Origin of the sequence: Brevibacterium sp. LS14 (assembly GCF_012027885.1) — a bacterium.
Classification (GTDB): domain Bacteria; phylum Actinomycetota; class Actinomycetes; order Actinomycetales; family Brevibacteriaceae; genus Brevibacterium; species Brevibacterium casei.
This window is the reverse complement of the sequence record NZ_SJXG01000033.1, coordinates 21,631-35,303: the sequence shown is the minus strand read 5'-3', so window position 1 is coordinate 35,303 and position 13,673 is coordinate 21,631. Positions and strand designations below refer to the sequence as shown.

Below are 13,673 nucleotides of genomic sequence, written 5' to 3'. Positions count from 1 at the left end.
GAATATGCCTTCGACTCCAGCCACCCGGATCGCCGAGCCCCTGCTCGGCGGTCCGGACGGCATTCACCGCGGTTCCGCATCGGCCGTGTATCTGCGCGGGCAGGCGTTCGTCCTCGCGGGGATCCTCGGGATCACGACGTTCCTCGCTCTCGCTCTCCAGGGTCCGTGTCTGAGCTCGGGCTACGAGCGGCCGAGCGCCTCGGCGAGGATGTGCGCGGGCCCGCTGTCGACGGCGTTCCTCGGGCAGTTCAATCCCGAGGCGGTGGGCCGCGCTCGCGGCGGAGCCTCGGGTCTCTCGGTCCTCGACGGCGTGCTCGTCGACGTCTTCCGCCTCATCACCGACGACGTCTCGGTGTTCATGGCGTTCGTCCTTCTCCTCAACGTCGTCGGGGTCGCGGCACTCGGTGTGGCGTTGCTCCTCCTCGCCCGCCGGCGGGCATGGCTCGTCGCCGTCTTCGCCTCACCCGTCATCCTCTTCACCCTCGGATCGACGCTCGACCCTCTCGCGCTCGCGCTCAGTCTCTGGGCCGTCGTCCTCGTCGTCGCTCCGGCTCCGGTGACTCCGCGACCGTGGCTGGCGGGGATCCTGCTCGCGATCGCTGCGTTCGAGAATCCGCTCGCTCTCCTCGTCCTCGCCGCCCTCGCGCTCTCGGGGCTCTACCCGCCGGGCCGGCTCGAGCACCGCAACCCGCAGATGATGATCGCCACCGCGACGATCGCCTCGGCGATCATCCTCGTCGCCGACGGCACCACGATCCGTCGCGTGACCCAGTGGCTCTCGGACGCCGTCGACGGCGGCTCGTTCGCCTCGATCCTCGTCATGGCCCGCATCGGTGACGCCGGGACGTGGGCGACGGTGTGGATCGTCGCGAGCGGGCTCCTTGTGGCGGGCGTCCTCGTCGCCCTGTTCATGGTGCGTGTGCATGGCCTCGACCCGGCCGTCACCTCGTGTCTGCTCATCGGCTCGTGCCTCGTCCTCGCCCCCGCCCTCATGCCGTGGGATTCGCTGTGGCTTCTCCCCTTCCTCGCCCTCGCCGTGTCCCGGTGGTGGGTGCTCATTGCCTGGGCCCTCGCCGAGGCGGTCTTCGCCATTGCGATCCAACTCGGCGACGTCACCGGCATCGATCCGAGCAAGGGCCTCGAACCCTCCTTCATCGCCCTCTTCTCCCTCCTGCGGCTCTTCGCCCTCATCATCGTCGTCGTCTTCGCTGGGGAGAACCTCTACCGGCGTCGGGTGCGCGGACGGCTGCGCCCGCGGATCCGGTCGGCAGAGCCAGCCACCGGCGATGCCGATTCCGAGGGCGCGGGCCCCCGCGCCGACGTCGCGGCCGGCGGGAATGATGGAGCGGCCGGCAGCGGTGCCGGGAAGACCGCCGAAGGAGACTCAGGCGGACACGGGGACTCGGGCACCGCCTCGGCGAGGGAATGACCCTGCCCCCGTGGCCAAGGGCACGGGAAACCGACATGACAGCCGGCGGCGCGGTCCCGTAGAATAGGGAGGTCTGTTCCCATTTCGCGGACCTCGCGGAGGACGGAACGGGCACGCATTTACCCTCCTGCCATGGACCGACCATGGCCGTGAAGACCAGAGGAGGTGGGTGACACATGCGTCATTACGAGCTCATGCTCATTCTCGACAGCGACCTCGAAGAGCGGACGTTGGCTGACACCGTGAACAACCTGATCAAGGTTGTCCCGGCAGAGAACGGAACCGTCGACAACGTGGACATCTGGGGACGTCGGCGCTTCGCCTACGAGATCCAGAAGAAGTCCGAGGGCTACTACGTCGTGGTGGACTTCCACGCGGAGCCGGCCACGACCAAGGAACTCGATCGTCAGCTCGGACTCAACGAGTCGGTGCTGCGGACCAAGATCCTCCGCCCGGACGCCAAGTAAGCGTCACGCTACCCCGTTTGAGGAGCATTCAATGGCAGGCGAAACAGTCATCACGGTCGTCGGGAACCTGACAAGCGATCCCGAACTGCGCTTCACACCCAACGGTGCTGCAGTCGCGAACTTCACCGTGGCCTCGACGCCGCGTATCTTCGACCGTCAGTCGAACGAGTTCAAGGACGGGGAGACCCTGTTCCTGCGCTGCTCGGTCTGGCGTGAGATGGGAGAGAACGTCGCCGAATCGCTGCAGCGGGGTACCCGGGTCATCGTGCAGGGCCGACTGAAGTCGCGCTCGTTCGAAACCAAGGAAGGCGAGAAGCGCACGGTCATGGAGCTGGACGTCGACGAAGTCGGCCCCAGCCTGCGACGCGCGACCGCTCAGGTCTCGAAGAACGAACGCGGCGGCGGAGGCTTCTCCGGCGGTGGCGGCAACTCCGGCGGCTACCAGGGTGGCGGCCAGCAGGGCGGCTACCAGCAGCAGTCGTCGGGGTGGGGCAACAACCCGCAGCAGGGCAACCCGCAGCAGGGTGGACAGCGCCAGGGCGGCTACAGCCAGGGGAACAACGGTCCGAACAACGACCCGTGGGCATCATCTTCTCCCCAGAACGACAACGGCGGCTGGGGCAATCCCGGCGCCGACGAACCGCCGTTCTGACCACGTTTTAGACATTTCTCATACAGGAGAGACTCATGGCAAAGCCAGAGATCCGGAAGCCTATCAAGAAGAAGGCGAATCCGCTCAAGAAGGGCGAAGCGGCCAACATCAACTACAAGGACACCGCTACGCTCCGCAAGTTCATTTCTGACCGTGGCAAGATCCGTGCACGGCGCGTCACCGGCGTGACCGTGCAGGAACAGCGCGTCATCGCGAAGGCCGTCAAGAACGCCCGCGAGATGGCACTCCTGCCCTACTCGAGCTCTGCTCGCTGATCGGAGGAGAACAGTTATGCCGAATCGCAAAGTGATTCTCACTCAGGAAGTCGACGGCCTCGGGGCCGCCGGTGACATCGTCGAGGTTCGCGCCGGCTACGCGCGCAACCTGCTCGTCCCCCGCGGCTGGGCCACCCCGTGGACCGAGGGCGCGGAGAAGCAGATCCTCGCGCTGCGCAAGGCCCGTCAGGCCAAGCAGATCGCCGACCACGACGAAGCCGTCCGCGTCAAGGACCAGCTCGAGTCGACGAGCGCTCGCATCGAGCTCAAAGCCGGCAAGAACGGTCGCCTCTTCGGCGCCGTCACCCCGGCACTCGTCGCCGAGGCGCTGCAGACCGCGACCGGACACGACTTCGATCGTCGTCAGGTGGCGCTCACCGGTCACGTCAAGACCTCCGGCAGCTACACCGCTGTCGTGCGCGTCAACGACACGATCACCGCGAACGCCAAGTTCGACGTCATCGGCAAGGCCTGATCGCCGTAGCCTGATCGGCTGACGGTCCTGCGGGACCGTAGGCTGATCGGTCCTCCGGGACTGTGAGCTGGTCGGTCCTCCGGGACCGGCCGCCGAGACCACGACCGCCGGGTGCCCCACCGTGGGCACCCGGCGGTCGTGCATTCACGTGGCTGGGAACGGCCAGATCGGCTCCGGGTGTGGCAGAGTGTTGTCGAAAACCTCGGTTGTCGGAACTCCCGCCCCGGTCGATTGGAGACGTGACCCAATGAAGAAGCTCATGATCAGCGCCACCGGACGGCTCGTCGCGTCCATCATCGTCGGATTCATCATCGGCGGCATCGTCGGTCTCCTCACCACCACCGGCGATGGGTTCCTCGTCGGCATCGCGGCGGCGACGACGTTCTTCGTGCTCGTGGGCACCGCCGCCCTGTGGCCGATGTCCTCCGAGGAGACGAAGTCGAACGCGAGCCGGGAGGACTTCAACCCCGTCCTCGACGAGGTCGTCATCACGATCGCCCAGCTCTGCGGTCTCGGCGGCATCATCCTCCTCCAGATCGTCGGCGGCTCCCAGGCCGGGAACTGGGAGGCGGCGATCGCCCTCCTCGGCGTCTTCATGTCCTGGGCCGGCCTGCAGATCCTCTACAGCGCGCGCTACGCCTACATGTACTTCGGCGACGGGACCCCCGGCGGCATCGACTTCAACTCCGATCGGGTGCCCAACTACAAGGACTTCCTCTACTTCGGCTACGCGGTCGGCATGACCTTCGGCGTCACGGACACGAGCGTCTCCGACACGCAGATCCGCGCCGTGGTGCTGCGCCACAGTCTGCTGTCCTACGTCTTCAACGCGGTCATCCTCGCCACGGCCATCAACCTCGTCGTCGGGGTCTTCTCGAACTGAGGGTGGCGGGGCGCAGGGAGTTGCGCTGCGGGTGCGGTCGTGCGTGTTGTCGACGCCGCAGTCGGGGCTGTCGGCTGTTCCGGAGGAGGATCCAGTGCGAAACTGAGCCCGATTTCGAACTCGATCCTCCTCGGGGAGTCACCCATTCTCGCTAGGGCGGTGCTCATCGTCGTGGTTTCGCCACAAGCAACAGCGCATGGTTCTGCGTCTCGAGTACGTCCTGTCCTAGAGCATCCCTGAGCGCGGTGTGCAGAGCCAGTCGATCTTCGGTCCCCGTAGTGAGCTGATCCGAATGGGTGGCGACCATCGACAACCACGCCTCTGGAGCGTATCGGAGGCTTTCCTCGAAGTGGAGTTCTTCGACATCGAAGCTATTCCGTCGCAGCACCTCGACCAATGGGGCCGGGCCGTCCTGTTCTGCGCCCTCGCTGTCGACTTCTCCACTGGAACGATCTTGCTGCGGAAGATACTCGTCCAAGGTCTCATCGATTCGCCTCGCGGGAGGGCCCTGTGGAACGATGCGGTTCCAGGCAAGTGCGAGTGTGCCTGAGGGAGTGAGGATCTTCCGAATTCGGGAAAGTGCCGGAACCGGATCGACCCAATGGAACGACTGTCCGAACGCAACGATGTCGAATTCTCTGCCGGATGGGTCCCACTGTTCGAACTTCGCCGTTTCCACGTGCAGGCCCTTGCCTGCGGCGACGGCGGCCATGCCCGGATCGGGTTCGACCGCAAGGACATCGCACCCTCGCTCCCGTAACTGCATGGCAAGAATCCCGGTACCTGCACCGACATCAAGTGCCCGTAGTCGAGGTTTCGAACCCGACGAAGCTTCTAACATCGCGGTCAGCAGCTCCTTCGGATACCGGGGCCTGTAGCGGTCATACTGGTCGGCTACGGGACCGAAGGACTCGGCTCGCGCTCTGTCGGTATGGGGTTCCATTTGGACAGTCTAAGGAACAGCATTCCCGAGGAGGATCCGGTGCGAATCCGAGCCCGATTTCGAACTCGATCCTCCTCGGGAAGACTGCCGAGGGTAGGACGAGGACGTTGAGGGCGGAATCAGCGCTTCGGGTAGGTGATGGTCCGGTCGTCGGCGACGACGGCACCTGAGCTGAGCACCGCCTCGGCGGTCTGATTCCTTCCGAGCACATGACGGACGGGATGGTCACGGGCCAGCAGGTAGTCGGCGATGATGCGCCGATGACAGCGCCACCACACGGCCTCCGAGCACATAACGGCACACCGCCGCTCATCGCCCCATCCGAGCAGGACATCGATGTCGGTAGCGAACTCTACGCCGAGGGCGTGGTCGGCGTAGTTGTGGAAGCTGCGGTTCTCCCACCATGCGTTGACGTCGAAGGGCACGTCGTCGCTGACATTCCGCCGTCCGGTCAGTCCGTCGAGACGACGCAGCTCGATGTGCTGATCCGCAAGCGCCTCGGCGAGGACATCGGCGTTGAACTGCGGGTTCGCCTTCGATCCGGGCAGCTTGCGGACGTCGACGACCACCTCGGCGCGATTCTCGTGGAGAAGGTCGAGGAACTCCTCGAGGGGCCGGTTCGAATGGCCGATCGTGAGGAAGTCGGGTCCGCCCGGTGCGGGTGCGGGGGCTTCGGGCTCACCCGATGCGGGCCCATCCGGTTCCGGCGCGGAATCGCTCATTCGTCGATGAGGTGGAGTGCGCTGCCCTTGTGGGCGGCGATGTGATCGGTCTTGTCGCTCTTGATCTCGTACTGGGGATCGTCCGGCGTCGCCCGGTGCGTGTGCCCCTTGTAGTCGAAATCCGCGGTGTGGACCCGGATGATGTGCCCGGAGACCTCACCGGCCTCGGAGTTCCACCCCACGTGATCGCCGACGGAGAATTCGTGTGCCATGTCGGCCTCCTTTCAGAATTCGATGCGCTCGGCTGGAGGGAATTCGGCGTAGGCGACGCTGTCGTCGAGCGGGGCGAGCTCGAGACTGCTCGGAACACCTTCGTCGATGATGAGGTAGAGGAGAGCATCGGGGAGGTATGCACTGAGCACGAGATCATCGTCGGAACGCACAGTCTTGCCGTCGACAGGATCGAGGTCCACCGTCGGACACATCCCGCATCCGCACGCCGAGGTGACGACCACCTCGGCGAGGTTGGCCTCCCACAATGCCCGCTGAGCATCCGTGATCGCCGTCGGCGGATCCCACCCTTCCTTCTGTTCGGGCGTGAACTCCGCATAGTCCTCGGCACTCGGCGAGGTGTGACCGCGACGGATGAGGAGAAGCGCTGTGTTCCTCTCGAGGTCGGTCAATGCTCGGTTCATGGCTCCACGGTACTCCGGCCGGCCGCAACGCACACTGGGATCGACCGTGGCAGCTGAGGTTCCCAGGTCCGACCCAGCCGGTCGGCACGGAACCCGGCCCATAGTTCGCTAGAGTCGGTGTTCGCTAGAGTCGGTGCCCAGGGGGTAGAGATGACGATCGAGAGAACCGAGCTGATGCCGCGCTTCGGCGGGCCGAGCGAACTCACACCGGAGGATCGGGAACGAGCGCGGGGCCTGCGGAAGATGCGTCGGCTCGCCCTTTCCCTGCTCATCCTCGCGACCCTCATCTTCCTCTCGACGAACCTCTTCACCGACCTCTCGGGCGTCTGGGGCTTCATCGCCCGCGGCTCCGAGGCCGCGATGATCGGTGCGATCGCCGACTGGTTCGCCGTGACCGCACTCTTCCGCCACCCACTCGGCCTGCCGATCCCGCACACCGCGATCATCCCCCGGAAGAAGGACGCCCTGGGGGCGAGTCTCTCCGCGTTCGTTGCGACGAACTTCCTCCACGCCGAGGCGGTGTCGACGAAGATCCGGTCGCTGGGAGTCTCACGGCGCGCCGGGGAATGGCTGAGCAGGTCCGCCAACCGCGACCTCGTCGTCGACCGGGCCGCCGGCGGACTCGAGTACGTCCTCGACCGCATCGACGACGAGCAGATCGCGGCGCTCACCCGCAACGTCATCATCCCGCGTCTGGTCGCGACGAAGAAGTCACCGGTGCTCGGCCAGCTGCTGCGCCAGATCGTCCTCGACGGTGCCCACCACAAGCTCGTCGACCTCGTCATCGCCGAGGCGTACACCTGGTTGAGCGACAATCCGCAGGTCATCGACGAGATCGTCCACAACCGCGCCCCGTCCTGGGTGCCCGACTTCGTCAACGATCAGCTCGCCAGCCGTCTCCAGCGCGAGATCCTCGGCTGGCTCGTCGACGTCCGCGACAACCCGTACCACAAGGCCCGCCAGGCCCTCGACGCGTGGCTCGTCGACCTCTCCACCGACCTCTCGACCGACACGCCGCTCGCCGAGAAGGCCGAGGACATCATCAACGACCTCCTCACCCAGGACGGGGTCGTCGACTCGGTCCTCGAGATCTGGACCTCCCTCAAGCAGCTCCTGCGCGAGGCGATCATCGAACCCGACGGTGAGGTCCGCGACCGCATCGCCGATCTCATCGGCGAATTCGCCGAGCGCCTCCAGACCGACACCGCGTTCGCGGAGAGGATCGACGACCGCGTCGCGACGACCGCCGGCGACCTCGCCGAGAGCTTCGGCCCCGAGATCGCCAGCGTCATCTCGGACACGATCGAACGCTGGGACGCGAAGGAGGCCGCCGACCGCATCGAGCTCTACGTCGGCCGCGACCTCCAGTACATCCGCATCAACGGCACCGTCATCGGCGCACTCGTCGGCCTCGCCCTCCACACGGTCATCGTCCTCCTCCCGACCTGAGACCGGCGTCATCACCGACCGCATCGTCCGGTGAGAGGACCGATGCCGCCATGCGCACGGAACTCACGATCGACGGTCTGCCCATCCGCCCGAGGCCGCGGGCGGTGACCCGGCACGAGCCGAGGTGCGATGAGTGCGGAACCCGGCTCACGCCTCGGCGAGGCCGTCGTCCGTGCGCGACTGAGCGCTGCGACGCCTGCCGAAGTACCCGACGACGAGGACGACGGCGATGCCGACGACCGCCCCGAGCAGTGTCTCGATCCCGCGGTCGATGATGAGCGTCGAGCGTGGGATCGGGTGCGCGAGCTGGGTCATGAGGAGGATCATCGGGGTGAAGAACGTGAGCGCGAACCCGTAGTTGCGCATCATCAGGTACTCGGTCGGGAACTGGAGGAGGATGACCGGGATCGCCAGCCACACCGGTGAGGGGTCCGGCCAGAGGATGAGCGCGGTGAGGATGAGTCCCGAGAACGTCCCGAGGACCCGGTGGACGCCGCGGGAGATGCGGCCGGGAAGCTCGGCCGCGGCCAGCGGCACGGCCGCCGAGGCCATCGCCCAGTACGCGTGATCGAGTCCGATGAGCGTGCCGAGGATCCCCGCCGAGGCGACCGCCACCGCATACGTGGCAGCGTGCCTGACCATGCGCGGAGCATGCGGGCTGCGCAGCGGGGTGATCGCCCGCCGGGAGCCTGGCCGCCAGGCGCGGGTCCGGAACCATCCGAGGAAGCCGATGGCGATCGCGAAGGCCGCCGCGAGGACGCTGATGCCGATCGACACCCACGGTGGGGCGAGCGGTTCGACCGAGGCACAGGTGCCGAGGGCGAAGATGGCGAAGAACGGTCCTCCCGGGCGCATCCGCGCGCGGTCGGCGATGATCGACCCGACCGCGGCGAAGAACGCCTCGATGCCGATGAGCCCCCACACGGGTGTGTCCATCGTCGCGAGCATGACGCCGATGACGACTCCGGAGAGGAGGAGCACGGCTGCCTGGAGCTGGTGGATGAGTCGCAGCTGGTGCGGCTCGCCGCGGCCGTACATGCCGCAGAAGGCACCGAAGACCGCGTAGATGATGAACTGCTCATACCCGAGGATGAGGAGGACGAGCGAGGGGATCGCGACGCCGAGGCCGACCCGGATCGGTGCCCCCCGGTCGTCATCGCCGGGCTCGAGGCGCAGGGTGCCCCGCAGATAGTCGATGATCCTCTTCATGGCTGTGGTGCCGACCGCCACCCGCCAGGTGGTCGGCGGACGTACCGGGGCGCGGTCATTCCTCCTGGTGGATGAGCTGGACGAGATTGCCCACCGTGTCGTCGAGCACGGCGGTGGTGATCGGCCCCATCTCGAGGGGCTTCTGGGTGAATGATACGCCGAGGCCGGTCAGCCGCTCGTACTCCGCGGCGACGTCGTCGACGGCGAACTGGTTGATCGGGATCCCGTCGGCTTTGAGCGCCGAGGTGTACTCGCGGGCCGCGGGGTGCCCCATCGGCTCGAGGACGACCTCGACGCCGTCGGGCGCCTCGGGTGAGACGACCGTGAGCCAGCGCGCCTCACCGACGGGGACGTCGTGCTTGAGGACGAAGCCGAGCTTGTCGGTGTAGAACTCGAGCGCGCGGGCCTGGTCCTCGACAGGGATACTGATCCACTGTGCCTTCATGATGGGTCTCCTTCTCTGGGGTCTGCGGTGCCTTGGGTTGGGGTGGCTGGTGCTGGGCGGTCCGGTGCTGGGCTGTTCTGTGCTGGGCGGGCGGTGCCGTCGGACTGCGCTGCCGCCTGCTGCCCTCCGGTCCACCGGTCGAACGCTGTCCGGAGCGGTTCGGGATCGAGCCGGTGGAACTTGTAGCGCCCCTCCCTCCTGGTGACGACGAGGCCGGCGGATTCGAGGACCTCGAGGTGCTGTGACACCGCCTGCCGGGACAGGCCGAGCCCGTGCCTGTTCGCCAGGCGCGAGCAGATCTCGAACAGGGTCTGGTCGTCGCGCTCGGCGAGCTCGTCGAGGATCGTCCGCCTCGTCGGGTCGGCGATCGCCTTGAAGAGGTCCGTCACCCCGCCACCATAGGCAAGTGATCACTTGCCTGTCAATGGTCTGGGGGCCTCGGATCGGGCCGAATCTGGCCGTTCTGTTGACCCACGCCACATTCGCCTGCCATACCCCACCTGGAGAGTCGGGTTTTCCGACTGCGAGCAGTGGGAGGACTGCATGGTCGCTGAGAACGATCCGCGAAACCATTGAGATATGAACACAACACAGATGCCCGCGATCATCACCGCCTCCAACGTCGTCAAGCACTACAACCAGACCTACGCCCTCGCCGGAGTCGGCCTCGACATCGGCCTCGGCGAATCCCTGGCCATCATGGGACCCTCCGGGTCCGGCAAGACGACCCTGCTCCACTGCCTCGCCGGCATCATCCGCCCCGATGAGGGTTCGATCCGACTGCTGCCGACCGACCGCAGCGCCGCCGCGGACATCACCGGCCTCAAGGAGTCCGGCCGCACCGCCCTGCGCCGTGAGGTCTTCGGCTTCGTCTTCCAGCAGGGACTCCTCCTGCCCGAACTCAGCGCCGAGGACAACGTCGCGCTCGCCGCGATGCTCGCCGGCATGAACCGCACCGAGGCCACGAAGCACGCCCGTGCCTGGCTCCAGCGCCTCGGCCTCGGCGAACACCTGACCAAGCGCATCGGTCAGCTCTCCGGCGGCCAGGCCCAGCGTGTGGCCATCGCCCGCTCCCAGGTCACCCAGCCCGTCGTCACCTTCGCCGACGAACCGACCGGAGCCCTCGACTCCCGCACCTCCTCCGAGGTCCTCTCCGAGCTGCTCGCCTCGACGACCGGTCGCGGCTCGACGCTCGTCGTCGTCACCCACGACGAGAACGTCGCTGCCCGCTGCTCGCGCGTCGTGCGCCTCGCCGACGGCCGCATCGTCTCCGACTCCGCCGCGCAGTACGCGACGAACAACGGGTGATGCCGACCATGAATGTCCTCCCACTCGTCCTCTCGAAGCAGACGTTCACCTCGACGACGGCCCGCCTCGTCGCGATCGCGTTCTTCGCCTGCTCGACCCTGTTCCTCACCGTCGCCGCCGGCGCCTGGGCGTTCAACGACCGTCCCGAGGTCGACCGCTACGCCGAGGTGGCTGAGCTCTACCGCATGCTCGCCGTCCTCGCCACGGTCTTCCTCATCGTCCCCGCCGTCAGCCTCGGCGTCGCCTCAGCGAAGCTCAGTGCCCGCCGTCAGGACGAGCGCCTCTCGACGCTCTCGCTCCTCGGTGCCTCGAAGGGCACGGTGCGCCTCGTGGCCGTCGCCGAACCCTTCATCCCCGCTGCCGCGGGCATCCTCGCCGGCATCGTCGGCTACCTGGTCCTCGCCTACCCCCTCAGCTTCATCGTCTTCACCGGTGTTCCGCTCGGATACTCTGCGCTGCTCATGCCGGTCTGGCTGCTCGCTGCGGTCGTCGTCGGGCTCCTCCTCGTGTGTCTCCTCGCCGCTCTTCTCGGGCTGCGCAAGGTCATCGTCTCCCCGCTCGGTGTGCGCACCCGCTCGCTGGCGCGGAAGTTCCCGATCGTGCGCATCATCACCGTCGCCGTCCTCGCCGTCGTCATGGTCTCCGCCCTCGTCTTCTCCCAGCAGGAGGGACAGCGTCAGCTGACGACAGCGATCGCGAGCATCGTCACGATCGGCGTCGCCCTCCTCGTCATCAACGTCCTCGGTGTGCTCATCATGAGGGTCCACGCCGCGGTCAGCAGCCGCATCGCCCGTCGCCCCGGTGCGATGCTCTCGGCGGCGATGATCGCCGATGCGCCGTCGCAGTACTGGCGTCGGGTCGCCGGTCTCGCACTCATCACCTTCATCGCCGTCGTCGGCGGAGCGGGAGCGGCGATGATGCGGGGCAACATCGAGGCCCTGCCCGCCGAGGAGCTCGCGCAGATGGGCCCGTACCAGTTCACCGCGGACGACGTCTTCACCGGACTCATCCTCACCCTCGGATTCGCGTTCGTCTTCATCGTCGTGTCCGCGACGATCAACCAGGCCGCGGACATCCTCGACCGTGCCTCGACGTACCGTGAGCTCCACGCGGCCGGCATGACGCAGTCGATGATGCACGGAGTCACCGTCCGTTCGGTGATGTCCCCGATCATCCTCGTCACCCTCGTCTCCCTCGTCCTCGGCGGACTGCTCGCGGCGGTCATGGCTCAGGCCGAAGATGTCGGTGATCCCGTGACCCTCGGCGTCGTCTCCGCAGTCCTCATCGGCGGAGTGGCGATGGTGTGGCTGGGACTGCAGTTCACTCGTCCGCTCGTCCGCCGCGTCACCGCGGTCGCCGCCTGAGGCGACCGCCCGAACAGGAGTCAGCCATGTCGGCACCCGTGAAGATCCTCCCCGTCGTCCTCGGTCGCAGAACCGTGACCTCCCCGAGTTCGCTGCTCGTGATGAGCTCGTTCTTCGCCTGCGCGACGCTCTTCCTCACCGTCGCCGCGGGGGCGTGGATGTTCTTCCAGATCCCGCCGATCCCCGAGGCCGAGGGGATCGACGGAATGTACAAGTTCCTCGCCGCCTTCGCCACGGTGCTCCTCGTCATCCCGGCGAGCACCCTGGCGTCGGCCTCGGCGACGCTCTCGGCGAGGCGGCAGGACGAGAGGCTCTCGACGATGTCGCTGCTCGGAGCCAGGCGCTCTGAGATCGTCGCGCTCGCCGTCGCCGAGCCCCTCGTCCCGGCTGTGTGCGGCATCGTCCTCGGCGTCGCCGGGTACCTCGTGCTCGCGTGGCCGGTCAGCCTCATCCACTTCCTCGGCGCGCCGATCGGGTACGCGAACATGCTCATGCCCCCGCTGCTGCTCGCCGGCGTCGTCGTCTTCCTCATCCTCGTCTGCGTCCTCTCAGCACTCGTCGGGCTGCGGAAGGTCACGGTCTCCCCGCTCGGAGTGCGCACGAAGTCACTCGACCGGAAGTTCCCCCTCGGCCGCGTCATCGCCGTGGCCATCGCGATCCTCCTCCTGCCCGTGGGAATCCTCGTCGCGAAGTCGGCGGAGCTCGGCTTCGCCGTGGTCATCGCTGCGATCCTCACGGTCTTCCTCCTCGGGCTCATCGTCGTCGACCTCCTCGGCGGACTGCTCATGCGGTGGTTCGCCCACATCGCCGGCACCCGGGCCTCGTCCCCGGCGCGGCTCATCGCGGCCCGCCTCGTCTCGGACGAGCCGAAGCGGTTCTGGCGCCGGGTCTCCGGGCTGGCGATGACGGCGTTCGTCGCCGCCGTCGGAGGGTCGGGCATCGCTCTCATGCAGCTGGGCATGGACTCCGTCGAGGATCCCGCGACCGATGCCCCCGCCGAGGTGGGGGTGTTCTTCGAGGACATGTTCACCGGCATCCTCCTCGTCCTCGGCATCTCGATCGTCCTCATCGCCGTCTCGGCGCTCATCAACCAGGTCGCCGACATCTACGACCGGGCCGACACGTTCGCCGACCTCTATGCCGCGGGCATGGATGTCGACACGATGCACGCAGCCCTCGTGCGGGCCGTGCTCTCCCCGGTCGTCTGGGTGAGCCTGCTCGCCGGTGGACTCGGCCTCCTCCTCGTCCTGCCCCTGGCCGGTGCGGCGCTCGTGTTCAAGCCGGTCACGTTCTTGACGATCCTCGCGTCAGTGGTCGTCGGTATCGTCGTCATCAGACTCGGCCTCCAACTCGCGAAGCCGATTCTCGCCTCGGTGGCGACTGCCGGGCGCGCCCGGGTCTGAGGGACGTCTGGCAG

At 67.1% G+C, this 13,673-nt stretch carries 17 protein-coding genes; 10 read left to right on the top strand and 7 right to left on the bottom strand.

Annotation, left to right across the window (positions count from 1 at the left end):
• Window positions 1-4: 4 nt before the first annotated feature.
• The 6 genes from EZE58_RS04565 to EZE58_RS04540 all read left to right on the top strand — a co-directional run bounded on the left by EZE58_RS04565 (window position 5) and on the right by EZE58_RS04540 (window position 4,181).
• Window positions 5-1,429, top strand: coding sequence for a hypothetical protein (locus EZE58_RS04565; RefSeq protein ID WP_009376859.1), 1,425 nt, complete (start codon window positions 5-7; stop codon window positions 1,427-1,429).
• A gap of 176 nt (window positions 1,430-1,605) precedes the next feature.
• Window positions 1,606-1,896 carry a 30S ribosomal protein S6 gene (rpsF, locus tag EZE58_RS04560; protein ID WP_009376857.1) on the top strand — a complete coding sequence of 97 codons (291 nt, stop codon included), beginning with the start codon at window positions 1,606-1,608 and terminating at the stop codon, window positions 1,894-1,896.
• A gap of 31 nt (window positions 1,897-1,927) precedes the next feature.
• A complete protein-coding gene (locus EZE58_RS04555) occupies window positions 1,928-2,548 on the top strand; it encodes a single-stranded DNA-binding protein (protein ID WP_009376855.1) in 621 nt (206 codons plus the stop codon).
• A 35-nt stretch (window positions 2,549-2,583) separates the two neighbouring features.
• Window positions 2,584-2,823: a 30S ribosomal protein S18 gene (gene rpsR / locus EZE58_RS04550; RefSeq protein WP_009376853.1), complete on the top strand. Its 240-nt coding sequence runs from the start codon at window positions 2,584-2,586 to the stop codon at window positions 2,821-2,823.
• A gap of 16 nt (window positions 2,824-2,839) precedes the next feature.
• Window positions 2,840-3,298, top strand: a complete 459-nt coding sequence (rplI, locus tag EZE58_RS04545; protein ID WP_009376850.1) for a 50S ribosomal protein L9 — start codon at window positions 2,840-2,842, stop codon at window positions 3,296-3,298.
• Between the two features lie 247 nt (window positions 3,299-3,545).
• Window positions 3,546-4,181, top strand: coding sequence for a DUF1345 domain-containing protein (locus EZE58_RS04540; RefSeq protein WP_009376849.1), 636 nt, complete (start codon window positions 3,546-3,548; stop codon window positions 4,179-4,181).
• A 163-nt stretch (window positions 4,182-4,344) separates the two neighbouring features.
• On the opposite strand, the gene EZE58_RS04535 is transcribed toward EZE58_RS04540, so the two are convergent.
• The 4 genes from EZE58_RS04535 to EZE58_RS04520 form a co-directional block, all read right to left on the bottom strand.
• Window positions 4,345-5,124 (bottom strand): class I SAM-dependent methyltransferase, encoded by a 780-nt coding sequence (locus EZE58_RS04535; RefSeq protein WP_167559953.1) that lies wholly within the window; start codon window positions 5,122-5,124, stop codon window positions 4,345-4,347.
• A 119-nt stretch (window positions 5,125-5,243) separates the two neighbouring features.
• Window positions 5,244-5,846 (bottom strand): DUF488 domain-containing protein, encoded by a 603-nt coding sequence (locus EZE58_RS04530; protein WP_009376847.1) that lies wholly within the window; start codon window positions 5,844-5,846, stop codon window positions 5,244-5,246.
• Window positions 5,843-6,058 carry a DUF2945 domain-containing protein gene (locus EZE58_RS04525; protein ID WP_009376846.1) on the bottom strand — a complete coding sequence of 72 codons (216 nt, stop codon included), beginning with the start codon at window positions 6,056-6,058 and terminating at the stop codon, window positions 5,843-5,845. The genes EZE58_RS04530 and EZE58_RS04525 overlap by 4 nt, the downstream gene beginning before the upstream one ends.
• Before the next feature lie 12 nt (window positions 6,059-6,070).
• Window positions 6,071-6,481 (bottom strand): hypothetical protein, encoded by a 411-nt coding sequence (locus EZE58_RS04520; protein ID WP_131248443.1) that lies wholly within the window; start codon window positions 6,479-6,481, stop codon window positions 6,071-6,073.
• Between the two features lie 150 nt (window positions 6,482-6,631).
• On the opposite strand from EZE58_RS04520, the gene EZE58_RS04515 reads away from it, so the two are divergent.
• A complete protein-coding gene (locus EZE58_RS04515) occupies window positions 6,632-7,930 on the top strand; it encodes a DUF445 domain-containing protein (RefSeq protein ID WP_009376843.1) in 1,299 nt (432 codons plus the stop codon).
• A gap of 147 nt (window positions 7,931-8,077) precedes the next feature.
• Here the strand turns inward: EZE58_RS04515 and EZE58_RS04510 are convergent, their stop codons facing one another.
• From EZE58_RS04510 to EZE58_RS04500, 3 genes are read right to left on the bottom strand one after another with little or no spacing between them, the layout of a single operon-like run.
• Window positions 8,078-9,139 (bottom strand): FUSC family protein, encoded by a 1,062-nt coding sequence (locus EZE58_RS04510; protein ID WP_205772116.1) that lies wholly within the window; start codon window positions 9,137-9,139, stop codon window positions 8,078-8,080.
• A gap of 55 nt (window positions 9,140-9,194) precedes the next feature.
• On the bottom strand, window positions 9,195-9,584 hold the full coding sequence (locus tag EZE58_RS04505; RefSeq protein ID WP_009376839.1) for a VOC family protein: 390 nt from the start codon (window positions 9,582-9,584) through the stop codon (window positions 9,195-9,197).
• Entirely contained in the window at window positions 9,581-9,973 is a 393-nt protein-coding gene (locus tag EZE58_RS04500) for a metalloregulator ArsR/SmtB family transcription factor (protein ID WP_009376837.1), read from the bottom strand. The genes EZE58_RS04505 and EZE58_RS04500 overlap by 4 nt, the downstream gene beginning before the upstream one ends.
• Window positions 9,974-10,163: 190 nt before the next feature.
• On the opposite strand from EZE58_RS04500, the gene EZE58_RS04495 reads away from it, so the two are divergent.
• From EZE58_RS04495 to EZE58_RS04485, 3 genes are read left to right on the top strand one after another with little or no spacing between them, the layout of a single operon-like run.
• Window positions 10,164-10,892 (top strand): ABC transporter ATP-binding protein, encoded by a 729-nt coding sequence (locus EZE58_RS04495; RefSeq protein WP_040341366.1) that lies wholly within the window; start codon window positions 10,164-10,166, stop codon window positions 10,890-10,892.
• An 8-nt stretch (window positions 10,893-10,900) separates the two neighbouring features.
• Window positions 10,901-12,256, top strand: a complete 1,356-nt coding sequence (locus EZE58_RS04490) for an FtsX-like permease family protein (RefSeq protein ID WP_227007234.1) — start codon at window positions 10,901-10,903, stop codon at window positions 12,254-12,256.
• 26 nt (window positions 12,257-12,282) lie between these two features.
• A complete protein-coding gene (locus EZE58_RS04485) occupies window positions 12,283-13,659 on the top strand; it encodes an FtsX-like permease family protein (RefSeq protein WP_063250370.1) in 1,377 nt (458 codons plus the stop codon).
• Window positions 13,660-13,673 lie beyond the last annotated feature (14 nt).